This is a genomic window from Rhizobium mesosinicum (assembly GCF_019511345.1).
Classification (GTDB): Bacteria; Pseudomonadota; Alphaproteobacteria; order Rhizobiales; family Rhizobiaceae; genus Rhizobium; species Rhizobium mesosinicum.
Map to the genome: position 1 here is coordinate 188,940 of NZ_JAEUAK010000004.1, position 25,414 is coordinate 214,353.

Here is a 25,414-nt window from a genome sequence, read left to right on the forward strand (position 1 = left end):
CTGGACCTTATGGTTGAATCTGAAGCCCAGGGGCGACTTCCGGGTATCGCCCCGGTCTCCGTTGTCGATATCGGATCGAATTCCATCCGTCTGGTCGTCTACGAAGGCTTGTCTCGTTCGCCCACTATCCTCTTCAACGAAAAGGTTCTCTGCGGCCTCGGCAAGGGCATAGCCCTGACCGGCAAGATGGATGAGGAAAGCGTCGCACGCGCGCTTCAAGCCCTTCATCGGTTCAAGGCGCTCTCCGATCAGGCGCGCGCCGCCACCATGTATGTGTTGGCGACGGCCGCCGCGCGTGAGGCAAGCAACGGCCCCGATTTCATCCATCAGGCCGAGACGATCCTGCAGCGCCATGTCCGCATACTCTCGGGCGAGGAAGAGGCGCGCTTCGCATCGCTCGGCATCATTAGCGGCTTCTACAATCCTGATGGCATTGCCGGCGATCTTGGCGGTGGTTCTCTGGAACTGATCGATATCAGGGGCAAGGATGTCAGTGGCGGTATTACCCTGCCGCTCGGCGGTCTGCGTCTCTCCGAATATGCCGGCGGGTCGCTCGCCAAAGCGCGTGCTTTTGCCCGCAAGCAGGTCAAGACCGCCAAACTTCTCTCCAGGGGGCAGGGGCGCACATTCTATGCGGTCGGCGGCACCTGGCGAAACATTGCCAAGCTGCACATGGAGATCACCCGTTATCCTCTGCACATGATGCAGGGCTATGAAGTGTCTCTCGAAGGCATGATGCAGTTCCTCGATCAGGTCGTCACGGCTAAGGATTCCAAGGAGCCGGCACTGCAGGCGGTATCCAAGCACCGTCGTTCCCTGCTGCCCTTCGGCGCTATCGCCATGAAGGAAGTGCTGAACGCCATGAAGCCTTCGGTGATTTCTTTTTCCGCCCAGGGTGTGCGCGAAGGTTATCTCTACTCGCTGCTGTCTGAATCCGAGCGCCGGTCGGACCCGCTGCTTGCCGCTGCTGGCGAGCTTGCCATCCTACGAGCCCGTTCGCCTGAACATGCCCGCGAGTTGGCCGATTGGACCGGCCGAATGATGCCCTTCTTCGGCATCCAGGAAACCGACGAGGAAAGCCGTTATCGTCAGGCAGCCTGCCTGTTGGCCGATATCAGTTGGCGCGCCCATCCCGACTATCGAGGCGCCCAGGCGCTGAACGTCATTGCTCACTCGTCCTTCGTCGGCATCAGCCACCCCGGCCGTGCCTTCATTGCCCTGACCAATTACTACCGCTTCGAAGGCCTGCACGACGATGGCTCCACGGCACCGCTCTCTTCGATCGCCGGTCCGCAATTCGTCGATCGCGCCAAGCTGCTCGGCGGCATACTGCGCGTCGTCTACCTGTTCTCGGCTTCGATGCCGGGCATCGTGCGCAACCTGACTTTCCGCAAGTCCGTGTCCCCCGATCTCGATCTGGAATTCGTCGTGCCGCACGAATACCACGACTTCGCCGGCGAGCGGCTGGATGGCCGCCTGCAGCAATTGTCGCGGCTTACGAACAAGCGGTTGGCATTCCGCTTCGAATAGACGATTCAATAGGATCAAGAAACAAGGGCGGCGCTCTCGCACCGCCCTCTCGATCTCACACCAAACCCGAATTACTTCGCGTTCAGAAACTCGCCGACTTCGAGAATGCTGAATTCGTTATTGTCAGCCTTGTCGACGGCACGGCCGGCCGAGAATGGCAGGTTGTTGTCGTTGCCGATGATGATGTGGGTGGCATCGACGCGGTCGACGTTTTCGATCGTCACGAAGGGCATGTTGTAGACGCCGGGGATATCGCCGGCCTTCTTCTTGTTGTCGGGATCCTGGATGTTCAGGAGATCGATATAGCCGATCTTGCGGACAGCCTTGCCGACGTTGGCATCGTTGAACTCGATCTTGTAGACGCGCTTCAGCTCGGCCGGAGCTTCGAAGCAGTCCGGCTTCGGCTGCTTGGGGTCGGCGCAAGCCTTGTCTTTCGTGCCGGCGCCATTGTCGCGTTCGATGACGAGAGCGGTGGACTCGTCGAGCATGTTGAAGTCGCCGATCGAAACACCCTTGTCTTCGAACGGATAGAGCCAGCTGCGGCCGGTCCACTTCCTGGAAGCGACGTCGAATTCGATGACGCGGATGGCGGTGTGGCCGTCGACCGTCTCCACCTGGCCGTCAACATAGATGGCACCTTCCAGCAGGCCGTAGAGCTTTGAGCCGTCCTTCGACATGGCGAGGCCCTCGAAGCCGCCGGAGCGCTTCAAATGGAAGGCCGGCATCTTGGCGGCCGGATTGGCTGGCAGCTGGATCAGCGGATTGTCGGGAGACAGAACAGGCTTACCGTCCAGCGTCGTCGCAATGACGTCGGTCAGGCGGCCTTCGGTGTCGATCTTCAACAGGTAGGGGCCGAATTCGTCGCCGAGCCAAAAGCCGTCGGCAACCGGCTGTACGGATTCGATGTCGAAGTCGGCGCCGGTGAGATAACGGGTGTCGGAGGCTTCGGTGACGATCGGGAACGGAGCGATCTTGTTGGGGTCGGACAGGAAGACATTCCTGACGACCTCAACCTTGTTGACGTTCCAGTCGAACTTCAGCTGATGCAGGAACAGCATGGAGTCGGACGAGGTGAACTTCGAGCCGAAGCCGTTGTCGGAGAGCGTCCAGAAGGTGCCGTCGGGCATGGTTCTGATGCCGGAGAAGCCTTGGATCGGCTGGCCGTCGAGCGGCAGCTTGACGTCGGTTACGCGGGCGCCGTCCTTGCCGTCGATGATGCCGAGCTTCTCGGTGCGCTTGCGGTCGGGGGTCGTGAACTTGCCCGAGGTCTTGAGAAAAGCCGGCGCATCGGCCGGAGCCGGGGTTAACGTGTTGGCAGGCAGGATGGCCTGGCCGGCGAGCTTCGCCGGGAAGAGCTGCTGGTCGGCGGAGGCAGAGCCTGCGACGAGCATGAAAAGTGATACGGAAGCAAAAAGAACGTTCTTCATGATGTCCCCATAGAACGGAGTGCAAAAGCGCCATCCGCTTAGCAGGGCATTCATGTCGGCACATTGACGGTTGGGTGAAGCTTTGGTGACGGGCGGATGAAGCCACGTCTCAACCGCGCCTGAGGGTCGCTGGTTGGTTAAGGACAGTCACGGCGCGTGAAGAAAGTGCGATGACATCGAGCCCCTGGCCACGGCCGCGCACGGCGTGATTGCCGAGGGTTTCGCCGATAATCTCCTTCGGCAGCGTCATGCGCTGGGCGAGCTCGGCGGAGATCAGCACCGGCCGGTTGAGTGTCCGGCAGAGCGACTCCAGCCGCGAGGTGGTGTTCACCGTATCGCCGAAGAAGCTGATCTTGTGATGGTCCACGCCGACTTCAGCCGTAATGACGCTGCCGCCATGAAGGGCAGCCCTGAGCTTCGGCACGTGGCCATAGCTTTTCTTCCAGCTTGCGGCATTGGCGTCGATATCGGCGAGGATATCGAAGAGGCAGCGTACGCAGCGCGCATCTTTGACGCCGCGCGCCAGGGGCCATGTGATGATCGCCGCATCGCCGACATAGTCGTTGATCAGGCCCTTGTGGCGCCGTACCGGCTCGGCGAAGGCAGCAAACAGCGAACTCAGAAGCTGCTGTGCACGCAGGTCACCGTGCTTTTCGGCAAAGGCGGTGGAATCGGCGAGGTCGATGAACAGAAAGACCCGCTCTTCTTTGACCGGGTTTCGATAGCGGCTGATCAGCATGCTGATGAAAACTTCGCGCCCCAGCAGTTCGCGCACCCTGAGCAGGAAGATCAACGTAGCGCAGACGGCGAGTGCATAGAGGAAGACGTCGAACGGCATGATCAGGACGTCGATCATCTTCGGTGGCTTCAGAGCGCCAAGCAGCGCGAGGAGGAAGCCGGCTGCCGCAAAGCCGATGCTCATCAGGATCTCGTAGATGACGAGCTCGGAGATGATAAAGAGCAGGGTCGGTAGTTTCTGAATGCGCCGATAGAGGCTGCGCAGAAATACCTTCCGCTCGAAGGCGAGGATCGGCATGCCGATGAAGAGCGCGAAGATCGCGCCGATGATCGGCGTTTGGCCGGCAAAGAAGTATAGGTCGTAAACCACGCCGCTGAGTGCCAGGACGAGCGCAATCAGGATCCAGTTCTGCGTCGGGGATATCTCTCTCATGCCGCCCTTTCGCCGAAGCACTTCATTCGGCTATTGTTTCCTGCGTTTGGCGGTGGTCAAGCGATTTTGAATTTACTCAGGCAGAGCGACTGTCTCGACCTTGCGGCCGGCAAAGCGCAGGGCGATCTCGCCGCGGATGAGCTGCAGCGCCGGCTCGCCGAAAAGATCGCGCCGCCAGCCATGCATGGCCGTGACATCGGCCGCTTCGCCCTCAGCTGCTATTCTGTCCAGATCGTCGCTATTGGCGATCACCTTGGGCGCCACGCCGTGCTTTTCGGAAATCAGCTTGAGCAACACCTTCAGAAGCTCGACGGCTGCTGCCGCACCTTCCGGCGGCTGCGCCTGGCGCGGCACGTGCGGCATTTCGGAGCGTGGCAGCGCGAGCGCTGTATTGACCGCTTCCAGCACCGCAGCACCCGTAGCCGAGCGCTCCCAGCCCTTCGGAATCGTGCGCAGGCGCCCGAGCGCCTCGGCGTCCTTCGGCTGCTGCTGGGCGATCTCGTAGATCGCGTCGTCTTTCAGCACGCGCGAGCGCGGCACGTTGCGCGACCGTGCCTCGCGCTCCCGCCAGGCGGCGACATATTTCAGAATGGCCAGCTCCTGCGGCTTGCGCAGGCGCAGCTTCAGCCGCTGCCAGGCGTCGTCAGGGTGGATATCGTAGGTCTCGCGCGATTCCAGAATGTCCATTTCCTCGCGCAGCCAGGAAGCGCGGCCCTCGCGTTCCAGTTCGGCCTTCAGGTAGAGATAGGCGTCGCGCAGATGGGTGACATCGGCCAGCGCATATTCGAGCTGCTTGTCGGAGAGCGGGCGGCGGCTCCAGTCGGTGAAGCGCGAGGACTTGTCGATATGGACGTTCTTCGTGCGGCTGATGAGCTGGTCATAGGAAACACTGTCGCCGAAGCCGCAGACCATGGCGGCGACCTGCGTGTCGAAGATCGGGTGAGGGATCAGGTTGCCGCGATTGAAAATGATTTCGATATCCTGCCGCGCCGCGTGAAACACCTTCAACACATCGGGATTGGCCATCAGCTCGAAGAAGGGCGAAAGATCGATGCCTTTCGCCAGAGGATCGACCAGCACCTCGACCGTCGGGCTCGCCATCTGTATCAGGCACAGTTCCGGCCAGAAGGTCGTCTCACGCAGAAATTCGGTATCGATGGTAATGAAATCGGACTTGGCCAGCTCTTTGCAGGCGGCCGCCAGATCGGCGGTGGTTTCGATCATATCAATTCATTCGTAAGGAAGAGGTCGATTAAACCTTCCTTCCTCTTTCGAGGAGATATGTCAATATAGTGAGAAGGCTTAGCCTTCGCGAAGCTTTATTCGCCGGGATGCAGGCGATGTTTTCTGCGGTTGCTGCGTTTTTGCTAGCACGGCAACCCAGCCGCCGATGGCGACCGTCGCCGGCAGGATAATAAAGGCAAAGATTTCGATGCCGTTCATTGGGGCAGACCTTCAAGTGCGCGTCTTCCCGCTGAATGTAATGCAACCGGGGCCGAAGCCAACAGAAGGCACCGATCACGAACGTGAAGGTTGAGGCAATCGTTCCGGTTGCGGAGTAAAGCGCTGCTGCGATCGGGGCGCAAACCCCAACCGTCAGACAGGACGTTGACGCCCTGTCGATCGCATTTGCCAGAATTTGGTTCGCTCGATCTCACGCGCTGTCGCCTGCCTCGGCGGGACGATAACCGAAAGCCGCACCATATCAAACCACGCGAACGTAACTCGTCATGCCCGTCTTCTGATGCTCGATAATATGGCAATGCAGCACCCAGTCGCCGGGATTGTCGGCGACGAGAGCGAGCTGCACCTTTTCGTCCGGTTGTACGAGATAGGTATCGGAGACCAGCGGGATGACTTCGCGCGTCGAGGACGAGATGACGGTGAAGCTCATGCCGTGCAGATGGATCGGGTGAGCGTGCGGCGTGACGTTTTCCAGATTGAAGACGTAGCTCTTGCCAAGTTTGAGCTCGGCGAGCGGCGCGGTCGGATCCGATGTGTCGCCCGGCCACGGCACCTTGTTGATGGCCCAGAAGCTGTAGCCGAGCGTGCCGCAGATGCTTTCGACGGCGGCGTTCTCTGCGGTCGCGGACAGAACGAGCGGGATCGTTTCCGCCGAAGAGAGATCGGCCTTCGGCACCGGATTTTCTGCGAGCGCGCCGAGATCGCCGATATCGCGTTTCAGCGATGGCCCGGTGGCGCGCAGGCTCGCGATCACTTTGGGTGTCGTGCCCCTGATATCCTCCAGCGTTGCGACAGCACCTTCGCTGTCAGGCATGCGAACGGCAAGATCGAGCCGCTGTCCCGGTCCGATCTGCAGGAGGTCCAACGGGAAGCGCTTCGGCACCGGATTGCCGTCGATGGCGATGACCGTCGCATCGGCGCCTTCCATCTTCAGCGAGAAGATGCGGGTCACGTCAGTGACGACGATACGCAGGCGGATGAGCCCACCTGCCGGCGCATCGTATTTCGGCTCCTGATGCCAGTTTGCGGTGCGTATCGTGCCATACGTGCCGGCCTTGGCCGCATCGCGCGGGCGGAAGGGCGCGATGAATTGTCCGTCGCCGCCGAGGCGCCAGTCGCGCAGGTTGAGCACAACCTCCGCGTCGAAGATGGGGTCCGATGGGTCTTCCACGACAAGTACGCCCGTCATGCCATGGCCCATCTGGGTCAGGGTGTTGCAATGCGGATGATACCAGAAGGTGCCGGCATCCGGCGGTGTGAAGAGATAGTCGAAATTGTCGCCCGTATAGACATAGGGCTGTGTGATGAAGGGCACGCCGTCCATCTTGTTGTCGATGCGCAACCCGTGCCAATGGATCGTCGTCGGCTCGTCGAGATTGTTGCTCAACCTCGCCGCATAGGGCTTTCCTCGCGGCATTCTGAGAACGGGCGGCAGGCCTCCGTCGCCCCAGATCATGATGTCTCGCGTCGGTGGACCTTCGATGATCTGCGCCTCAGTCTTTCGCGCCGTCAGTATACGTGGCTCGGGCGCAGCTTCCGCCAGCTCGAACCGCCCCGCGATCGCCATGCCCGCACCATAGGCGCCGGCAACGGCGGAAGCCTTGATGAGGTTGCGGCGTGTAATCAGAGGCATTGGGAACTCCGGCTTTGATGATGGCTCCTTTTAAAGTTGACTGCCGCCTTCATCAATATGCGACCTTCAGCCAAACTGCCGCAGCACGAGTCCTCTAACTCCCCAGGAAACGCTGACGCAAACGGCCCACAAGCGGCGCCAAGCCTTGACAAATCAGAGCGTCCGTGCGCTTGTCCGCCCGATTTTCTTGTCGGCGAGAAGGCCCTTGGGCCATGCCGCCGTCTTAAGCCAAATACCAGGATTTGAGATTATGCACCGCTACCGCAGCCACACATGCGCCGCTCTTCGTAAATCGGATGTCGGCTCGACTGTCCGTATTTCCGGCTGGGTCCATCGTGTCCGGGATCACGGCGGCGTGCTGTTCATCGACCTTCGCGATCATTACGGCACGACGCAGATCGTTGCCGACCCGGATTCGCCTGCCTTCAAGCAGGCGGAAACCGTTCGTGGCGAGTGGGTCATCCGCGTCGACGGCCTCGTCAAGGCCCGTACGGAAGATACCGTCAACAAGAACATGCCGACCGGCGAGATCGAGCTTTATGCGCAGGAGATCGAAGTCCTCTCCGCAGCCAAGGAGCTGCCGCTGCCGGTCTTCGGCGAGCCGGACTATCCCGAAGACGTTCGGCTCAAGTACCGCTTCCTCGACCTGCGCCGCGAGACCCTGCACAAGAACATCGTCAAGCGCACGCAGGTGATTTCCGCCATGCGTCGTGAAATGGGCAATGTCGGCTTCACCGAATATACGACGCCGATCCTGACGGCCTCCTCGCCGGAAGGCGCGCGCGACTTCCTCGTGCCGAGCCGCATCCATCCCGGCACTTTCTATGCGTTGCCGCAGGCTCCGCAGCAGTACAAGCAGCTGCTGATGGTTGCCGGCTTCGACCGCTACTTCCAGATCGCGCCCTGCTTCCGTGACGAAGATCCGCGCGCCGACCGTCTGCCAGGCGAATTCTACCAGCTCGACCTCGAAATGAGCTTCGTGACCCAGGAAGACGTCTGGAACACGATGGGTCCGCTGATGACCAAGATTTTCGAGGAATTCGCCGAGGGCAAGCCGGTCACCAAGGAATGGCCGCGTATCCCTTATGACGAAGCGATCCGCAAATACGGCTCCGATAAGCCGGACCTGCGCAACCCGATCGTCATGGAGGCCGTGACCGATCACTTCGCCGGCTCCGGCTTCAAGGTCTTCGCCAACATGATCGCCTCCAACCCGAAGGTTCAGGTCTGGGCGATCCCGGCCAAGACCGGTGGTTCGCGTGCTTTCTGCGACCGTATGAACGCCTGGGCTCAGTCGACCGGCCAGCCAGGCCTCGGATACATCTTCTGGCGTAAGGAAGGCGAAAAGCTCGAAGGCGCAGGTCCGCTTGCCAAGAATATCGGGGAGGAGCGCACTGACGCGATCCGCACGCAGCTCGGCCTCGGTGATGGCGACGCCTGCTTCTTCGTTGCTGGCGATCCCGCCAAGTTCTACAAGTTCGCCGGTGAAGCCCGCACCAAGGCGGGCGAGGAACTGAACCTTGTCGATCGCGACCGCTTCGAACTGTGCTGGATCGTCGACTTCCCGTTCTTCGAATGGAACGAAGAGGAAAAGAAGGTCGACTTCGCCCATAACCCGTTCTCGATGCCGCAGGGCGGCCTCGATGCGCTGCAGAACCAGGACCCGTTGACGATCAAGGCGTTCCAGTACGACGCCGTCTGCAACGGCTTCGAAATCGCTTCGGGCTCGATCCGTAACCAGTCGCCGGAAACCATGGTCGCCGCCTTCGAAAAGGTCGGCCTCAGCCAGCAGGATGTCGAGGATCGTTTCGGTGGTCTCTATCGCGCCTTCCAGTATGGCGCGCCGCCGCATGGTGGTGCTGCCTTCGGCATCGACCGCATTGTCATGCTGCTCGTCGGCGCCAAGAACCTGCGCGAAATCTCGCTCTTCCCGATGAACCAGCAGGCCCAGGACCTCTTGATGGGCGCGCCGACCCCGGCAACGCCCACCCAGCTGCGCGAACTGGCGATCCGTCCGATCCCGCCGCAGAAGAAAGACTGAGGCAAGACATCACCCAACGAAAAAGCCCCGGCGATATCATCGCCGGGGCTTTTTCGTTGGGTCGAAACCGAAATTAGTCGTTCGCCGAAACTTTCACGCCGAGCATCTGCGGTATCGTGTTCGGTGCGCCCATGGCAGCGCCGACAATCATCGGGAAGGCGACCGGCTTGTCCGGCGTGGCCTTGACGGTCAGGCTCTTCGGATTATCGAGGAAGGTGCTGACGGCAGCCGAAATAGCGTTCTGCAGTTCCGGAATATTGAGCTGCGCCAGCATGATCGGCGTCATGGCCTTCAGCGAATCCGCCATCTGCTGGCCCGAAACATTCTGCTTCGAACCGGCATAGTCGAGTGCGCGCTTGGTGATCGATGCATCTTCGAAGCGGATCTGCGCGGAATCGAAGGTCAACTGCTGGGCAAGGCCGAGCATGGCGAAACCAAACGTCTGCTGTGCTTCTTCCTTGTTCGGATTGGCTTCCGACTGCGTAATCGCGTCCTGCATCGACTTGACGAAGGCCAGCGTGTAGCCGGAGATTTTGAAGCCGAAATTGAGCTTTCCAATATTGGTGAAGTCGAAGGAAATCTCGGAAAGATCGACAGTGCCGGGCTCAAGATCCCAGGCACCCTTCATGGAAATGTCGCCTTGGATATGTTGAAGGGCGAGCTTCTCGATAGCTTCCTTGCTCTCCGCGTCGTCGCCGGCCTGGCTGAGATCGGCTTTCAAGCTCTTGAACGCCCCGTCGAAATCGAAGCCGGACGCATCTTCGCGCAGCGTTGCGTTCATGTCGCTTTCGAGGACGGAGAACGCTTCGGTACCATCTTTGGTTACCTTGATCGCACCGGTATGGGCGCTCTCGGCAAACAACATGGCATCGATGCTGTCGCCAGGTTGCGCGGGAACGGAAATGCCGCCGAGCGTCAGGTCTGAGGCGCTGATGGTTACGCCGTCCTTGGACGAGTTGATATCCGGAAATGCGGCCTCTTCGATATAGTAGCTGCCGTCGTCCTGCTCCTCGACTCCGGAGAGGGTCACCTCGCCGATGGAAACAGCTTCACCGCCCGCCGGCTTGAAGCTGACATTCTTAAGCGTGACAGTCGTGCCGTCGATATCAACGCCATCGGCAGCGACGACCATCCCGCCATGCTGGCCGTAGGCGGCATTGATCTTTTTCAGGAGATCCTGGCCGTCGAGCGCGAACGCGGAACCGGCGAACGAAAAAATGGCTGCGCTCGACAGCATCAGCCGCGTCGTGCGGTAAAAGGTCATGAGAAAGCCCCCCTGGGTGGCAAGTGCCTTTGAATATTGCAATGAAGCTACTGCGGAATGGTCCGGCTTTATATTTGCAGACCCCTAAATTTCTGTTGAGAGGATCGGCAAACGAAGTTCCATATTCGGACATCACTTTTTATGGTTTTGATGTCAGCACCAAGACGTCATCCACAGCCGGAACGCCCGGATTCCTTGCTCATCAAGGGTTTCTGAGCTAGTCAGATCCCATGGGACAAGAGATTTTGCCGCCTTTCGGCGGGGACGACAATAACATTCATCCGGTCGACCTCAAGGCTGCGCTCGAGGAGCGTTACCTTCGCTATGCGCTGTCGACCATCATGCATCGCGCTCTGCCTGACGTGCGCGATGGCCTGAAACCGGTCCATCGCCGCATCGTCTATGCGATGAACGACATGGGCCTGCGGCCGAATGCGGCCTTCAGGAAATGCGCCAAGATCGTCGGCGAAGTGATGGGTAACTATCACCCGCATGGCGACCAGTCGATCTATGACGCGCTGGCGCGCCTCGCGCAGGATTTCTCGCAGCGCTATACGCTGGTGAACGGGCAGGGCAACTTCGGCAATATCGACGGCGACAGTCCCGCCGCCATGCGATACACCGAATCGAAGATGACCGCGGTTTCCGAACTGCTGCTTGAAGGCATCGACCAGGATGCCGTCGATTTCCGCGACACCTACGACGAATCCAATTCCGAGCCGGTCGTTCTCCCCGGCGCCTTCCCGAACCTTCTGGCGAACGGTTCCTCAGGCATTGCAGTCGGCATGGCGACGTCCATTCCCTCGCACAATGTGCACGAGGTCTGCGACGCCGCGCTGCATCTGATCAAGCATCCAGATGCTACCGTCGAGAAGCTCGTCGAGTTCATTCCCGGCCCGGATTTCCCGACGGGCGGCATCATCATCGATAACAAAGACAGCATCATCGAAAGCTATCGCACGGGCCGCGGCGGTTTTCGCGTGCGTGCGAAATGGGAGACGGAAGATCTCGGCCGCGGCGGCTACCAGATCATCGTCACCGAAATCCCGTTCCAGGTGCAGAAGTCGCGCCTGATCGAAAAGATCGCCGAACTCCTGATCGCCCGCAAGCTGCCGCTGCTGGAAGACATCAGGGACGAGTCGGCCGAAGATATTCGAATCGTCCTGGTGCCGAAGAGCCGCACCGTCGATCCGACCATCCTCATGGAATCGATGTTCAAGCTGACGGAGCTGGAAAGCCGCTTCCCGCTGAACATGAACGTGCTCTCGATGGGCGTGATCCCACGCGTCATGGCGCTGAACGAAGTGCTGAAGGAATGGTTGGCGCACCGCCGCGAAGTCCTGCAGCGCCGCTCGCGCTTCCGTCTGGCGGCCATCGACAGGCGCCTGGAAATCCTCGGCGGTTTGCTGATCGCCTACCTCAACATTGACGAGGTGATCCGTATCATCCGCGAAGAGGACGAGCCGAAGCCCGTCATGATGGCCCGCTGGGACCTGACCGACGTTCAGGTTGAGGCGATCCTCAACATGCGGCTGCGCGCCCTGCGCAAGCTCGAGGAGTTCGAGATCCGCAAGGAGCATGACGAGCTCACCAAGGAGAAGGCCGATATAGAGGCGCTGCTCGCTTCCGATGAAAAGCAGTGGCAGACGGTCGCCTGGGAAATCGGCGAGGTGAAGAAGAAATTCGCCAAGGCGACCGAGGTCGGCCGTCGCCGCACGCAGTTCGCCGAAGCCCCGGAGGCCGATGAGGAAGCCATCCAGCACGCGATGATCGAGAAGGAACCGATCACCGTCGTCGTCTCCGAAAAGGGCTGGATCCGTGCTTTGAAGGGCCACATCTCCGATACATCGACACTGGCCTTCAAGGAAGGCGACGGCCTGAAGGTGGCTTTCCCGGCGCAGACGACGGACAAGATCCTCATCGTTACCACCGGCGGCAAGGTCTTCACGCTGGGTGGCGACAAGCTCCCTGGCGGCCGCGGTCACGGCGAGCCGCTGCGCATCATGATCGACATGGAAAACGATCAGGACGTGCTGACCGCCTTCGTTCATGACGCGGCGCGCAAGATGTTGATCGTCTCGACTGTCGGCAACGGCTTCGTGGTGCCGGAAGTGGAAATGGTCGCCAATACCCGCAAGGGCAAGCAGATCATGAACGTCTCCATGCCTGATGAGACCAAGCTTCTCGTTCCCGTGACCGGCGATCACGTTGCCGTCGTCGGCGAAAATCGCAAGATGCTGGTCTTCCCGCTGAACCAGGTGCCGGAAATGACGCGTGGCAAGGGCGTGCGCCTGCAGCGCTACAAGGATGGCGGCATTTCCGACGTTCGCTGCTTCGCCATCGCCAACGGCTTGAGCTGGGAAGACAGCGCCGGCCGTACCTTCACGAAGAACAAGGACGAGCTTGCCGAGTGGCTGGCCGACCGTGCTACTGCCGGCCGTACCGTGCCGAAGGGCTTCCCACGCAGCGGTAAATTCGCCGGCTGATCCGGGAATTTTGAGGCTCCGCCCTTGGCGGGCGGGGCAACTCCTCTATCTCTGTCCTGTCACCAAAAATAAGGGCCTATAAAGAAGGGCGATGTTGTTCCGTGAGCGGGCGGAACGGCCATGAGTCGTGCGCTTGGGAGCGCGCGCGAACAATGGAGGCTCCGACAACGGAGGCCCAACAATGGAGGAATTCGATGCCTGCCGCCAATACCATCAAACTGCATGTCGCCCACAGCTACAGGGCGCCGCCCGCTACGGTTTATGATGCCTGGCTCAATCCCGAAATCGCCCGTCGCTTTTTATTTGCGACCGACGACGGCCATGTCATCCGCGCCGATATCGACCCGCGCGTCGGCGGCCGCTTCATCATCGTCGACCGCCGCCCGACCGGCGACGCCTTTCATCACGGCGTCTTCCTGGAATTGAAACGCCCCAAGCGCATCGTCTTCTGCTTTTCGGTCGAAGAGCACGACCATAATTGCGATCGTGTCGAAATCGATATCGAACCGCTCGGCAGCGGCAGCCGCCTGACTCTCACGCATGAAATGTGTGCGGAATGGGCGGAATACGAGGAGAAGACCCGTCAGGGCTGGACGCATATCGTCGAAGGGCTGGATCGGGAACTGGAGCTTTCCGCAGATTCGAAACGATCGAATCCCGAAACCGGCCACTCTGCAGGCGCTACGGTGTGAGCGGGATCGTGTGATCGCGCAGGAAGCGGGTTGCGCCGTCCTCGTCGATTTCGCCTGCTGCCACACCCATGACAAAAGTGTAGAGGCGGGCGTCTGTCGTTTCTATTGCGTAGCCATGCCGAAGCAGGAAGACACCGCAGCTGACGACGGCGATCCGTTTGTTGCCGTCAAGAAAGGCGTGATTGCGTGCAAGGCAGAAGAGATATGCGGCCGCAAGTTCAATGATGTCGTCGCAGCCATAGTTTGCCCTGTCGACCGGACGTCCCAATGCAGATTCCAGTGAACCTTCGTCCCCAAGGCCGGCGAGCCCGCCAAACCGGTCGATTTGCATCGCATGCATCTGCTCGACCAGCCGCCGGCTTAGAAATTTGAATGCCATTATTCCGCAAGCTTCTTGAGCGCGACCTTATACTTGTCCATGAAGAGACGGGCTGCATCCAGTTCTTCGGAGATATCATCCTCAACAGGCTGCATGTAAAAAAGCCCGTCCTCGGCATGAAGTTCAAGGGAGTCCCCCGCTTTCAGGCCAAAACGGTCCAACACTTCCTTCGGAATAATCACGCCTTCAGAATTGCCGATCTTGCGAATGGTGACGTTCATCGGCGCCTCGTGTGATAACAAGGTTATAACAGCAAATAGGTCATAATCACTCGCCGATCAAGCGGGCTGAACGCTCTTGCCTTTCGCCATCCAGACGGAATGGGCGGCGATCGCCGCAACCAGTATCGCACCGCCGACAAGCGTCATGGTGGCCGGCGTTTCGGCGAAGATCAGCCAGACCCAGATCGGTGCAAGCACCGTTTCCAAAAGGTAGAACATCCCGACTTCGGGCGCTGACAGATATCGCGGCCCCGTCGCCAGGCACCAGAAGGCGACCGGCATCATGATGGCGCCGTTGAAGACGATCCAGCCGGGGTGAGCGATTGACAGGCCCGAAGGCAGGACCTGCGCGAGGCCGAGTGCCGCCGGCAGGATTGCAGCAAGCAGCGGCACGAAACCCATTTCCCGGCGCGAGGCACGACCGAGTGTGATGGCGGCGGCAAGCACCAGCGCGCTCAAAAGCGCCATGGCGTCACCGAAGACATGGCCGCTCGAAAGTCCCTCGCGCACGATCAGGCCGACGCCGAAGATCATGAACAGCATGGCGATCAAGGTCACCGGCTGCGGCTTCTCTTTGAGAAAGAGCCAGGACAGCAGTGCTCCGAACATCGGATTGAAGGCGACGATGAAAACGACGTTGGCCGTGGCCGTATTGAACACCGCCAATACGAAGGTGACGGAAGAAAGCCCGTAAAGCAGCCCGGCCAGCAGGCTCGGACGACCCGGAACGAGCGGCGGCCACCTGCCGGCGAAAAGGCGCATCGCAATCAGGATGACGAATGTGGCAAGAACCGTCGCCACGCTTCGCGCGCTGAGGATCGACCAGATATCGCCGTCGGCAAGGCGAACGAGCGGAATGTCCATGGAAAGCGCCAGCCCGCCGATCGCTGTCAGCAGCAGGCCTTTCCGATGATCGGAAAGGTGGGGAAGGGGCATCAGTCCTGCGGATCGTCCTGGAGGGAAGAAGGATCGAAGCGTTCCCAACCGCGCGGCGTCAGATGTTCCTGCGGCTGAAAGCGTGTCTTGTAGTCCATCTTCCGCGATCCTTGAACCCAGTAGCCGAGATAGACATGCGGCAGGCCGAGTGCTTTCGTGCGTCGCACATGGTCGAGGATCATGAAAGTGCCGAGTGAGCGCCGGTCGAGATCAGGATTGAAGTAGGAATAGACCATGGAGAGGCCGTCGCTCATCGTATCGGTCAGCGCGGCGGCGAGCAGCTCGCCCTTCGGCCGCGTTTCCAGCCCGGAGCCTTCCTCGCGCCGGCGGTATTCGATGATCTTGGTGTTCACATGCGTGTCCTCCACCATGATCGCATAGTCGAGCACGGTCATATCGGACATGCCGCCCTGTTGGTGGCGATAGTCGAGGTAACGTCGGAAGAGGGAATATTGCTCGCTCGACGGCTGAGCCGGAAATTCCGTGGCGATGATATCGGAATTGCTTGTCAGCACCCGCTTCATCGATTTCGTGGGTTCGAACTCCTGCGCCAGGATGCGCACGGAGACACACGCGCGGCAGGCCTCGCAGGCAGGGCGGTAGGCAATGTTCTGCGAACGGCGAAAGCCGCCCTGGGTTAGGATGTCGTTCATCTCTGCCGCACGCGGGCCGACGAGATGGGTGAAGACCTTACGCTCCATCTCATGCGGCAGATACGGACAGGTAGCCGGAGCCGTCAGATAAAACTGCGGGGATGGCGTGGTCTGCGTATTCATCTCTCGCGGAGATTTCCTTTCAAGCGCGTGTCAATCCAGACAGCATGACGCAAGAATAAAAAACGTCAACCGCGCGACATTCAGTGCCGCGCAATCGAATATTCGATTTCTTGGATATGGCGCTCTTTTGTGGCCGTCAAAGGGCCGGTGGAGACTTTATTTCGCCTCCGCCAGATGGAATCAGTTGGTGCGAACCGTCGCCGTGCCGACGAGGAAATCATGCAGCAGGCGCGAGCGCTCCGTAAACAAGCCAACCAGAAGAATCAGCGGTGTCAGTACTGAATTCAGGATCCAGAACAGCGCCAGATGCGCGATCGCCAGGATGAAGTCCATTGGCCGTCCGTCGACACGCACGATCGCGATACCCATCGCGCGCATGCCTAGCGAGGCCTGTGCAGGGCCGCCGACCGTCATGCCGAAATAAAGACCTGCAACGATGACGAACAGGGCCGGATAAAGAATGAAGCCGAGCCCCAGCGTGACGATCCCCAGGAAGAACACGACGATCGCCGCCGGAATGCAGAGCAGGGCCACGATGACATAGTCGAGGATGAAGGCGAAGACGCGACGGCTGAGCACACCGCTATAGGCGCGCCAGTCCTCCGGTGCGGCATAGACTGGGTTGGGATTGTAGCTCATCCATATCTCCCTTCGAAAGACGATGCCGCTGATATGGTATCGTCAGGGGGAAATACAATAATTCGCCCGAAAATCACCTTTTTGCGAGGATTTTTGCCACTTCCGGCGCGAAATAGGTGAGGATGCCGTCGCAGCCGGCGCGCTTGAAGGCAAGCAGCGTCTCCATCATGATCCGCTCGCCGTCGATCCAGCCATTCATTGCCGCAGCCTTGATCTGCGAATATTCGCCCGAGACTTGATAGGCGAAGGTCGGCAGGCCGAAGGCCTCCTTCACGCGCCAGCAGATATCGAGATAGGCAAGCCCCGGCTTGACCATCAGCATGTCGGCACCTTCCTCGACATCGAGGGCGGCATCGCGGACCGCTTCCGTGCCATTCGCCGGATTGATGTAGTAGCTGTTCTTGTCGCCCTTCAGCAGGCCCTTGGTATTGATCGCCTCGCGATAGGGGCCGTAGAAGCCGGAGGAGAACTTCGTGGCATAGGACATGATGCCGACGCTCTGATGTCCGGCTGCATCGAGCCCGCGGCGGATCGCGCCGATGCGCCCGTCCATCATCTCGGAGGGAGCGATGATATCGGCGCCGGCATCGGCCTGCAGAATTGCCGCCTTGACCACCTGATCGACCGTCTCGTCATTGACGATCTCACCGTCGCGCAGGATGCCGTCATGCCCATGGCTGGTGAAGGGGTCGAGCGCCACATCGGTAATAATGCCGATATTGGGCACTGCCTTTTTGATGGCGGCCGTCGTCTGATTGATGAGGTTGTTGGCGACAAGACTGTTCGACCCTGTCTCATCGCGCAATTCCATCTCTATATCGGGGAAGGTGGCGATCGCGGGAATACCAAGATCGGCAGCTTCCTTTGCCGCCTCGACCGCCTTGTCGACGCTCATCCGGCTGACACCGGGCATGGCGGCGATCGGATCGACGATGCCGGTTCCCGGGACGATGAAAATCGGCCAGATCAGATCGTCGACCGTCAGTCGGTTTTCCTGCACCAGCCGGCGTGTCCAGTCCGCCTTGCGGTTGCGCCGCATGCGGCGGTGACCGGTGATTTCATCGACGAGATGCGTCTTGTCCTGCATGATATCTGTCCCTGGGCCATTCCATTTATCGGAGCGCTCATTATCATGCGGGCCGGGAAATCCAAACCGGACGATTGGCCGCGGCGGATGAAAACCGAACAACTGAAGCCGCAACTCGAGTGTGATATCCCGCCATGGAAACCGATTCTCCGACGATACCGAAACGGACGCTGACGGATATCCTCTTCATCTTCTTCCTGCGGCTGGTTGCCGTTTCCTGCTTCTGGTTCGGCTTGCAATATTGGGCGATGCTCGTCGGCTACTCGCTTGTCGGCGCCGGCCGCTTCGATCTGTTGAGCCTGCCATGGAAGGTTGCCAGCACCTCGCTTGCCGTTCTTTTCCCGGTCGCTTCGCTCGGCCTCTGGCTCACCGTTTCCTGGGGGCCGGTCATCTGGGTGCTTGCCGCAGGCGGCCAGATCCTCATGTATGGCCTGCTTCCGCAGATCTTCGGACCCAATCACCTGATCATCCTGCTCCACGTCATCGTGGCCGTCATCTACTGGATTTTCAGGCTTTCCCTGTGGCTGGAGCGGCGCCGGCAGCGCCGTCAGGTAAGCGTTGATTTACCCTGATACATCAAGGGCTTTTCGTAAGCCTCTGTTAAGCCTGCGGTTTAAGTCGAATTTTATATGTATTCGATAGGGTCTCACTCAAGGCGGGAAGAAAACGACACCGCCAAACAAAACAGTGAGGCAGTCAAATGAACACGAAAATCAAGCCGCAGGCGGCATCGACTTTCCATGCACACGAACAGGGCATCCGTGATCTTTACATGGAATCCCTTCATCTTGTCGAACGTCTTCATCGCCGTCTTCTCGACGTCATCAAGGACGAGTTCGACCGTCAGGGCCGCAGCGACGTCAACGCCATCCAGGCGCTGCTCCTCTTCAACATCGGCAATTCCGAACTGACCGCTGGCGAGCTGCGCTCCCGCGGCTACTATCTCGGCTCGAACGTCTCCTACAACGTCAAGAAGCTGGTCGACCTCGGCTTCATCAACCACCAGCGCTCCCGCATCGACCGCCGCTCGGTCCGTATCAGCCTGACCGAAACCGGCCAGGACATCGCCGAAACGGTAGCCCGGCTCTACGAACGCCACATCGCCTCGATCGACAAGGTCGGCGGCATCGGCACGGATGAGTTTACGCAGATGAACAAGCTTCTGCAGCGGCTGGACCGCTTCTGGAACGATCAGATTTTGTATCGTCTGTAAGAAGGTTACGATCTGTCCTCAGGTACGAACACCAGAATGCCCTGACCGGCGTCGGCCGCATAAACGGGGCACGAGATGGCACAGGTGGCGCTGATCCGCGCCGCTTGGACGCCAGCGATTTCCGACCTCCAATCGGCAACTAAAGCGCACGCGGTTTCCCTCCGCGATGCGCTTTTCTGCCTTGGTGCCAAAGGCCTGCTGTCGATCAGGCGGAAGCTGCGCTGCCTTTCGCACGCTCAAAAGACGTCCACTCACCCCTACGTGGCATCTTTGCAACGCATGGCAGCCAACCGCAAAGCCCGGTATTCAAGCCGTTTTTTAGTCGTTATTAACCCTCACGGTTTACCCGTCATATGGTTCGTTGCATTCGGTTTCCGGCAACCGGCAGTCTGTCTTGCGGTCCGGCAACACGAATTGGCCATATTGATGTGACAGCGGAATATTCGATAGCCGGCGTCCTCGAGGACCATTGGCACCATCCAGGTTGCTCGCAATCTTGTGATGGGACTGGCGGAATTTCCTGCTGCGCCGGAAGAACGAACGGATAGGGATCTGCGTTAAAGCGCAGGATATCGCAAAGGGCCGCGGCTTCCTCCACCGCGGCATTGAGTGGTTGGGACGAATGTCTAAAAAGAACGGAATTGAAGCTCTCTCGCGCCGCGCCTTCCTGGCGTCGGCGGCAACGGTTGGTGCCGGCGCGCTTGCCGCACCCGCATTCGCGCAATCGGCGCTCGATGGGCTCCTGAATGCCCCGAGGCGCGGCAACTGGGACGACCAGTTCGACGCCAAGGCTGCCTCGCGCACGGCGACTGCCGTCCTTTCCAATACGCCGATTCTCAGCCCGCAGTCGGTGCCGAGCACGCAGCAGGCGATCATGCAGTATCAGCAGATCGCGTCCGCCGGTGGCTGGCCGGAGGTCAATCCGGGCGATCAGCGCCTGCAGCTCGGTGTCAGTTCCCCCACTGTCCAGGCGCTGCGCCAGCGTCTGGCGATCACAGGCGACCTGCCGCGTGAGGCCGGCCTTTCCAACGCCTTCGATTCCTATGTCGACGGCGCCGTCAAGCGCTTCCAGGCCCGTCATGGCTTGCCCGCTGATGGCGTGCTCGGCGAATTCACGCTGAAGGCGATGAACATTCCCGCCGACGTGCGCCTGCAGCAGCTGAACACCAACCTGATCCGCATCCAGACCTTCCCGGAAGACATGGGCCGCCGCCACCTGATGGTCAACATCCCGGCCGCCTATGTCGAAGCCGTTGAAGACGGCAGCGTTGCGACGCGTCACACCGCGGTTGTCGGCCGCCTCAGCCGCCCGACGCATATCGTCAACTCGAAGATCTACGAAGTCATCCTCAACCCGTACTGGACGGCACCGCGCTCGATCGTCGAGAAGGACATCATGCCGCTGATGCGCAAGGATCCGACCTATCTCGAAAAGAACGCGATCCGTCTGATCGACGGCAAGGGCAATGAAGTTGCCCCGGAGACGGTCGACTGGAACGGCGAGGCGCCGAACCTGATGTTCCGTCAGGACCCGGGCAAGATCAACGCCATGGCATCCACGAAGATCAACTTCTACAACAAGAACGGCGAGTATATGCACGACACGCCGCAGCAGGGCCTGTTCAACAAGCTCATGCGCTTCGAATCGTCAGGCTGCGTACGCGTCCAGAACGTCCGCGACCTGTCGACTTGGCTGCTGCGCGAAACGCCCGGCTGGAACCGTCAGCAGATGGAACAGGTGATCGCAAGCGGCGTCAACACGCCGATCAAGCTCGCGACCGAAGTTCCTGTCTATTTCGTCTATATCTCGGCCTGGGGCATGCCCGACGGTGTCGTCCAATTCCGCGACGATATCTACCAAATGGACGGCAATGCCGAACTGGCGCTCGACACCACCTCGGGCATGGAGCAGCCGGTACAGTAAGTCCGGTCATCGAATTCACGGAAAGCCGCGCCACGTGCGCGGCTTTTTTCATTCCAACCGGTCGATATCAGACGTAAAACATTCGGCCCGCGCGCTTAGCCCAGCAAATGTCGTTCTTCGTATTGCCCTCGCATCGGCGGAAGGCTAATACCTTGCCGCATCCCAGCGAAGGAGCCAGCCCATGACCAATGCTTCCACCGAATCCTTCTTCAATCGCTCGCTTGCGGACGTCGATCCGGAAATTTTCGGCGCGATCGGAAAGGAACTCGGTCGTCAACGGCATGAGATCGAACTGATCGCATCCGAGAACATCGTTTCCCGCGCCGTTCTGGAAGCCCAGGGCTCCATCATGACCAACAAATATGCCGAGGGTTATCCGGGCAAGCGCTACTACGGTGGCTGCCAGTTCGTCGATATCGCCGAGGAACTCGCCATCGAGCGCGCCAAGAAGCTCTTCGGCGTCAACTTCGCCAACGTTCAGCCGAATTCCGGTTCGCAAATGAACCAGGCCGTATTCCTGGCGCTGCTGCAGCCGGGCGACACCTTCATGGGCCTCGACCTCAATTCCGGCGGTCACCTGACGCATGGTTCGCCGGTCAACATGTCCGGCAAGTGGTTCAATGTCGTGTCTTACGGCGTGCGTGAGGGCGACAACCTGCTCGACATGGATGATGTCGAGCGCAAGGCTAGAGAACACAAGCCGAAGCTGATCATCGCCGGTGGTACCGCTTACTCCCGTATCTGGGACTGGAAGCGCTTCCGCGAGATTGCCGATAGCGTCGGCGCCTATCTGATGGTCGACATGGCTCACATTGCGGGTCTCGTTGCCGGTGGCGTGCATCCGTCGCCGTTCCCGCACTGCCATGTCGCGACCACAACGACCCACAAGTCGCTCCGCGGTCCGCGCGGCGGCGTCATCCTGACGAATGACGAGGATCTGGCCAAGAAGTTCAATTCGGCCGTCTTCCCCGGTCTCCAGGGCGGCCCGCTGATGCACATTATCGCCGCCAAGGCCGTTGCCTTCGGGGAAGCCCTGCAGCCGTCGTTCAAGGAATACGCCGCCCAGGTCGTCAAGAACGCCAAGGCGCTGGCCGAAACACTTGTCGCCGGCGGCCTCGACGTCGTCTCCGGCGGTACGGACAACCATCTGATGCTGGTCGATCTGCGCAAGAAGAACGCCACCGGCAAGCGCGCGGAAGCCGCGCTCGGCCGCGCCTACATCACCTGCAACAAGAACGGCATTCCCTTCGACCCCGAAAAGCCCTTCGTCACCTCGGGTGTTCGCCTCGGCGCCCCGGCCGGCACGACACGCGGCTTCAAGGAAGCGGAATTCCGCGAAATCGGTAACCTTATCGTCGAGGTTCTCGATGGCTTGAAGGTTGCCAATTCCGACGAGGGTAATGCCGCCGTCGAAGCTGCCGTCCGCGGCAAGGTGGTGAATCTGACCGACCGCTTCCCCATGTATGACTACATGGGCTAGAGCGCCGTGCGCCCGTTCGGGCGCACAAAGGACGCTCTAACTCTTTGAATCTACGCATCAGGCTTTCCGAAAATCGATTCCGACTTTCGGGCCGATGCTGAAGGAGAAGGCATGCGCTGCCCTTATTGCGGTTCGGAAGATACGCAGGTCAAGGATTCACGCCCGGCGGAGGATAACACCTCCATCCGCCGGCGCCGCATCTGTCCGGACTGCGGCGGTCGCTTCACGACCTTCGAGCGTGTGCAGCTGCGCGAACTGATGGTCACGAAAAAGACCGGCCGAAAGGTTCCCTTCGACCGCGACAAGCTGGTCAGGTCCTTCGATGTGGCATTGCGCAAGCGGCCCGTCGATCGCGACCGTATCGAGCGCGCTGTCTCCGGTATCGTGCGCCGGCTGGAAAGCTCGGGCGAGACGGAAATCTCCTCCGAACAGATCGGCCTGCAGGTTCTGGAAGCGTTAAAAGGCCTCGACGATGTCGGCTTCGTGCGCTACGCCTCGGTCTATCGCGATTTTTCGCATGCCGAGGATTTCGAAAAACTGATCGCCGAGCTCAATGCGAAGATTGCCGGCGATCCGCTGGACGTATGACCATGGGCGAGGGGATCGCGCGGCCTGAGGACGAACGCTTCATGGCAGCCGCGATCCGCCTGTCGCGATGGCACACGGGCCAGACGTCCACCAATCCATCTGTCGGCTGTGTCATCGTTCGCGATGGCGAGATCGTCGGTCGGGCCGTGACGGCACTCGGCGGTCGCCCGCATGCTGAGCCCCAGGCGCTCGCCGAAGCCGGCGAACTTGCCCGCGGAGCAACCGCCTATGTCACGCTCGAACCTTGCTCGCATCACGGCAAGACACCGCCTTGCGCGGAAGCCCTGATCGCCTATGGCGTCGGGCGTGTCGTCATCAGCGTCACCGATCCTGATGTCAGAGTGTCCGGCCGCGGCATTTCCACGCTACGCGATGCCGGCATCGAGGTCACGACAGGCGTGCTGGAAGAAGAAGCAAGGCAACCGCTCGCTGGATACCTCACCCGCCAGACGAAGAACCGTCCCTATGTGACTCTCAAACTTGCCGTTTCCGCCGATGGCATGATCGGCCGAGAGGGGGTAGGGCAGGTGGCGATCACGGGGCCGGAGGCGCGTGCCCAGGTTCAGGCTCTTCGTGCCGAGACCGATGCCATCCTCGTCGGCATTGGCACGGCGATCGCTGACGATCCGTTGCTGACGGTACGCACGCCGGGGCTTGAGGCGCAATCGCCTGTTCGGATCGTGCTCGATCCTGCTCTGGCCCTGCCGCTGACGAGCAAGCTTGTCGAGACGGCGAAGGAAGTGCCGGTTATTGTCGTGGCGAGTGAAGAGGTATCGCCGTTAGGGTCCGAGGAAGGGGCAGCCCCCTCTGTCCTGCCGGACATCTCCCCCACAATGGGGGAGATCGGCAAGGCGCTTGCTCCAAATTCCCAAGATAACCCGTCGTTGCCAGCAACGGCAGATGTGGGGCGGGGAGCTACCCCCCAGCCAATCTCCCCCCCTGTGGGGGAGATGTCCGGCAGGACAGAGGGGGGTGCCGCACCCACCGACCGCACCGACATGGACACCCGCCACGCCGCCCTAGAAGCCGCCGGCGTGGAGATCCTCTACTGCAATCCCTATCATCCCGAAGTCCTGCTGCCGGCGCTTGCCACGCGCGGTATTTCCTCGCTCCTGGTGGAAGGCGGCGCGAAAACCGCGAAACTTTTCCTCGAAGCCGGCCTCGTCGATCGCATCCAGCTTTATCAGGCCCCTGTCGTCATCGGCGACGGTGGTATTGAATCCCCGCTGCAGCCAACCGACATACCATCCGGTTTCGCCCATAGAGGCACTTACATATTCGGCGCGGATCGCCTGGACGAATACGAAAGAGAGAATTGATGTTTACGGGAATTATCACTGATATCGGCACGATCGAATCCGTTGCGCAGTTAAAAGAAGGCATCAAGCTTCGCGTCACGACGAATTACGACCCTGCGACTATCGATATGGGTGCTTCCATCTCTCATTCCGGCATCTGCCTGACCGTGACCGGCTTGCCGCAGGAGGGCAGCAACGGTCGCTGGTTTGAGGTGGAGGCATGGGAGGAGGCTCTGCGCCTCACCACTATTTCCACCTGGGAGGTGGGCAGCCACATCAATCTCGAGCGTTCGCTGAAGATCGGTGACGAGCTGGGCGGCCATATCGTCTCCGGCCATGTCGATGGCAAGGCCGAGATCCTCTCGGTGACGGAAGAAGGCGATGCCACTCGTTTTCGCCTGCGCGCACCGGCTCATCTCGCGAAGTTCGTGGCGCCCAAGGGTTCGATTGCGCTCGACGGCACGTCGCTGACCGTCAACGCCGTCGATGGCACGGATTTCGACGTGCTCTTGATCCGCCACACGCTGGAGGTGACGACCTGGGGTGAGCGCAAGGCCGGCGACTTCGTCAACTTCGAGGTCGACACGATGGCGCGGTATGCTGCCCGCCTCGCCGAGTTCCCTAGCGCGAAAACTGAATGATAGGGCCGTTGTAGTCGGTCCTGGCGGTTTCTCTGAAGCCGAGCTTCTCGGCAACCTTCAGCGACGGCGCGTTATCGGGGCTGATGATGCAGGTCATTGGCCGTCCCGGAAACTGTGTCTCACCCCAGCCGATGATCGCCCTCAGCGCTTCTGTGGCGTAACCTTTGCCGTGGTTGGAAGGCAGCAAGGCCCAGCCCACCTCCATCGTGCCCTCGATCGAGGGCTCCATGTCGCGCTTGGCTTCCAGGAAACCTGCTTCGCCGATGAAACGGCCGCTTTCTTTTTCTTCGATCGCGAAGAACCCGAAGCCCATGTGATGCCACATGCCGGCAATCCGCAGCAGCCGTGCCCAACTCTGCTCACGGGTGGAGGGCGCGCCGGTGATGAAGCGCACGACATCCTCGTCACGCCAGAGTTCGCAATGCACTTCGAAATCGTCGCGCCGATGTGCGCGCAGAACGAGCCGCCCGGTTTCCAGTGTCGGAATATCGATCATGAAAAGCTGCTCTGAATGGAGTTGCGAT

The 25,414-nt window shown here is 60.2% G+C and carries 25 protein-coding genes; 12 read left to right on the forward strand and 13 right to left on the reverse strand.

Features of this window, described 5'->3' with window-relative positions; genetic code table 11:
- Window positions 1–9: 9 nt before the first annotated feature.
- Window positions 10–1,530 carry an exopolyphosphatase gene (ppx, locus tag JNB85_RS11805; protein ID WP_220334544.1) on the forward strand — a complete coding sequence of 507 codons (1,521 nt, stop codon included), beginning with the start codon at window positions 10–12 and terminating at the stop codon, window positions 1,528–1,530.
- A gap of 71 nt (window positions 1,531–1,601) precedes the next feature.
- On the opposite strand, the gene JNB85_RS11810 is transcribed toward ppx, so the two are convergent.
- The 5 genes from JNB85_RS11810 to JNB85_RS11830 all read right to left on the reverse strand — a co-directional run bounded on the left by JNB85_RS11810 (window position 1,602) and on the right by JNB85_RS11830 (window position 7,225).
- On the reverse strand, window positions 1,602–2,957 hold the full coding sequence (locus JNB85_RS11810; RefSeq protein ID WP_220334545.1) for an esterase-like activity of phytase family protein: 1,356 nt from the start codon (window positions 2,955–2,957) through the stop codon (window positions 1,602–1,604).
- 109 nt (window positions 2,958–3,066) lie between these two features.
- Entirely contained in the window at window positions 3,067–4,128 is a 1,062-nt protein-coding gene (locus tag JNB85_RS11815; RefSeq protein WP_220334546.1) for an adenylate/guanylate cyclase domain-containing protein, read from the reverse strand.
- 72 nt (window positions 4,129–4,200) lie between these two features.
- Window positions 4,201–5,352: a ribonuclease D gene (gene rnd / locus JNB85_RS11820; protein ID WP_220334547.1), complete on the reverse strand. Its 1,152-nt coding sequence runs from the start codon at window positions 5,350–5,352 to the stop codon at window positions 4,201–4,203.
- A 78-nt stretch (window positions 5,353–5,430) separates the two neighbouring features.
- The gene (locus JNB85_RS11825; protein WP_220334548.1) at window positions 5,431–5,571 is read right to left on the reverse strand and encodes a hypothetical protein; all 141 of its coding nucleotides are present in this window, start codon (window positions 5,569–5,571) and stop codon (window positions 5,431–5,433) included.
- 262 nt (window positions 5,572–5,833) lie between these two features.
- The gene (locus JNB85_RS11830; protein ID WP_220334549.1) at window positions 5,834–7,225 is read right to left on the reverse strand and encodes a multicopper oxidase family protein; all 1,392 of its coding nucleotides are present in this window, start codon (window positions 7,223–7,225) and stop codon (window positions 5,834–5,836) included.
- A gap of 250 nt (window positions 7,226–7,475) precedes the next feature.
- Between JNB85_RS11830 and aspS the strand changes: the two genes are divergently transcribed.
- Window positions 7,476–9,266 (forward strand): aspartate--tRNA ligase, encoded by a 1,791-nt coding sequence (aspS, locus tag JNB85_RS11835; protein ID WP_183822264.1) that lies wholly within the window; start codon window positions 7,476–7,478, stop codon window positions 9,264–9,266.
- A 73-nt stretch (window positions 9,267–9,339) separates the two neighbouring features.
- Here the strand turns inward: aspS and JNB85_RS11840 are convergent, their stop codons facing one another.
- Window positions 9,340–10,530, reverse strand: a complete 1,191-nt coding sequence (locus JNB85_RS11840) for a hypothetical protein (RefSeq protein ID WP_220334550.1) — start codon at window positions 10,528–10,530, stop codon at window positions 9,340–9,342.
- Between the two features lie 230 nt (window positions 10,531–10,760).
- On the opposite strand from JNB85_RS11840, the gene parC reads away from it, so the two are divergent.
- Together parC and JNB85_RS11850 are read left to right on the forward strand one after the other, a co-directional pair.
- Window positions 10,761–13,016, forward strand: coding sequence for a DNA topoisomerase IV subunit A (parC, locus tag JNB85_RS11845; protein ID WP_220334551.1), 2,256 nt, complete (start codon window positions 10,761–10,763; stop codon window positions 13,014–13,016).
- A 194-nt stretch (window positions 13,017–13,210) separates the two neighbouring features.
- Window positions 13,211–13,708 carry an SRPBCC family protein gene (locus JNB85_RS11850; RefSeq protein WP_220334552.1) on the forward strand — a complete coding sequence of 166 codons (498 nt, stop codon included), beginning with the start codon at window positions 13,211–13,213 and terminating at the stop codon, window positions 13,706–13,708.
- Here JNB85_RS11850 and JNB85_RS11855 read toward each other — a convergent pair.
- The 6 genes from JNB85_RS11855 to hemB all read right to left on the reverse strand — a co-directional run bounded on the left by JNB85_RS11855 (window position 13,698) and on the right by hemB (window position 17,746).
- Window positions 13,698–14,087, reverse strand: coding sequence for a type II toxin-antitoxin system death-on-curing family toxin (locus tag JNB85_RS11855; protein WP_220334553.1), 390 nt, complete (start codon window positions 14,085–14,087; stop codon window positions 13,698–13,700). The two genes, JNB85_RS11850 and JNB85_RS11855, sit on opposite strands and share 11 nt — an antisense overlap.
- Window positions 14,087–14,308 (reverse strand): AbrB/MazE/SpoVT family DNA-binding domain-containing protein, encoded by a 222-nt coding sequence (locus JNB85_RS11860; RefSeq protein ID WP_220334554.1) that lies wholly within the window; start codon window positions 14,306–14,308, stop codon window positions 14,087–14,089. The genes JNB85_RS11855 and JNB85_RS11860 overlap by 1 nt, the downstream gene beginning before the upstream one ends.
- Window positions 14,309–14,365: 57 nt before the next feature.
- Window positions 14,366–15,244: a DMT family transporter gene (locus JNB85_RS11865; RefSeq protein WP_220334555.1), complete on the reverse strand. Its 879-nt coding sequence runs from the start codon at window positions 15,242–15,244 to the stop codon at window positions 14,366–14,368.
- A complete protein-coding gene (locus JNB85_RS11870; RefSeq protein ID WP_220334556.1) occupies window positions 15,244–16,020 on the reverse strand; it encodes an arginyltransferase in 777 nt (258 codons plus the stop codon). Before JNB85_RS11870 ends, JNB85_RS11865 begins: the two co-directional genes overlap by 1 nt.
- Before the next feature lie 180 nt (window positions 16,021–16,200).
- Window positions 16,201–16,659 (reverse strand): RDD family protein, encoded by a 459-nt coding sequence (locus JNB85_RS11875; RefSeq protein WP_183822248.1) that lies wholly within the window; start codon window positions 16,657–16,659, stop codon window positions 16,201–16,203.
- A gap of 73 nt (window positions 16,660–16,732) precedes the next feature.
- Window positions 16,733–17,746, reverse strand: a complete 1,014-nt coding sequence (gene hemB, locus JNB85_RS11880) for a porphobilinogen synthase (protein ID WP_220334557.1) — start codon at window positions 17,744–17,746, stop codon at window positions 16,733–16,735.
- Between the two features lie 134 nt (window positions 17,747–17,880).
- Here hemB and JNB85_RS11885 point away from each other — a divergent pair, with 134 nt between their 5' ends.
- The 8 genes from JNB85_RS11885 to JNB85_RS11920 all read left to right on the forward strand — a co-directional run bounded on the left by JNB85_RS11885 (window position 17,881) and on the right by JNB85_RS11920 (window position 24,890).
- Window positions 17,881–18,318, forward strand: a complete 438-nt coding sequence (locus JNB85_RS11885; protein ID WP_183744097.1) for a DUF6163 family protein — start codon at window positions 17,881–17,883, stop codon at window positions 18,316–18,318.
- 128 nt (window positions 18,319–18,446) lie between these two features.
- Window positions 18,447–18,959 carry a transcriptional regulator LdtR gene (gene ldtR / locus JNB85_RS11890; protein WP_112544669.1) on the forward strand — a complete coding sequence of 171 codons (513 nt, stop codon included), beginning with the start codon at window positions 18,447–18,449 and terminating at the stop codon, window positions 18,957–18,959.
- Window positions 18,960–19,034: 75 nt separating this feature from the next.
- Window positions 19,035–19,391: a hypothetical protein gene (locus JNB85_RS11895; RefSeq protein WP_220334558.1), complete on the forward strand. Its 357-nt coding sequence runs from the start codon at window positions 19,035–19,037 to the stop codon at window positions 19,389–19,391.
- A gap of 190 nt (window positions 19,392–19,581) precedes the next feature.
- Window positions 19,582–20,883 (forward strand): L,D-transpeptidase family protein, encoded by a 1,302-nt coding sequence (locus tag JNB85_RS11900; protein ID WP_220334559.1) that lies wholly within the window; start codon window positions 19,582–19,584, stop codon window positions 20,881–20,883.
- Window positions 20,884–21,064: 181 nt separating this feature from the next.
- The gene (gene glyA / locus JNB85_RS11905; RefSeq protein ID WP_220334560.1) at window positions 21,065–22,363 is read left to right on the forward strand and encodes a serine hydroxymethyltransferase; all 1,299 of its coding nucleotides are present in this window, start codon (window positions 21,065–21,067) and stop codon (window positions 22,361–22,363) included.
- Window positions 22,364–22,474: 111 nt separating this feature from the next.
- Entirely contained in the window at window positions 22,475–22,951 is a 477-nt protein-coding gene (nrdR, locus tag JNB85_RS11910; protein ID WP_183744083.1) for a transcriptional regulator NrdR, read from the forward strand.
- A gap of 2 nt (window positions 22,952–22,953) precedes the next feature.
- Window positions 22,954–24,270: a bifunctional diaminohydroxyphosphoribosylaminopyrimidine deaminase/5-amino-6-(5-phosphoribosylamino)uracil reductase RibD gene (ribD, locus tag JNB85_RS11915; protein WP_220334561.1), complete on the forward strand. Its 1,317-nt coding sequence runs from the start codon at window positions 22,954–22,956 to the stop codon at window positions 24,268–24,270.
- A complete protein-coding gene (locus tag JNB85_RS11920) occupies window positions 24,270–24,890 on the forward strand; it encodes a riboflavin synthase (protein ID WP_220334562.1) in 621 nt (206 codons plus the stop codon). The genes ribD and JNB85_RS11920 overlap by 1 nt, the downstream gene beginning before the upstream one ends.
- On the opposite strand, the gene JNB85_RS11925 is transcribed toward JNB85_RS11920, so the two are convergent.
- Window positions 24,871–25,386: a GNAT family N-acetyltransferase gene (locus JNB85_RS11925; protein WP_220334563.1), complete on the reverse strand. Its 516-nt coding sequence runs from the start codon at window positions 25,384–25,386 to the stop codon at window positions 24,871–24,873. The two genes, JNB85_RS11920 and JNB85_RS11925, sit on opposite strands and share 20 nt — an antisense overlap.
- Between the last annotated feature and the right edge of the window lie 28 nt (window positions 25,387–25,414).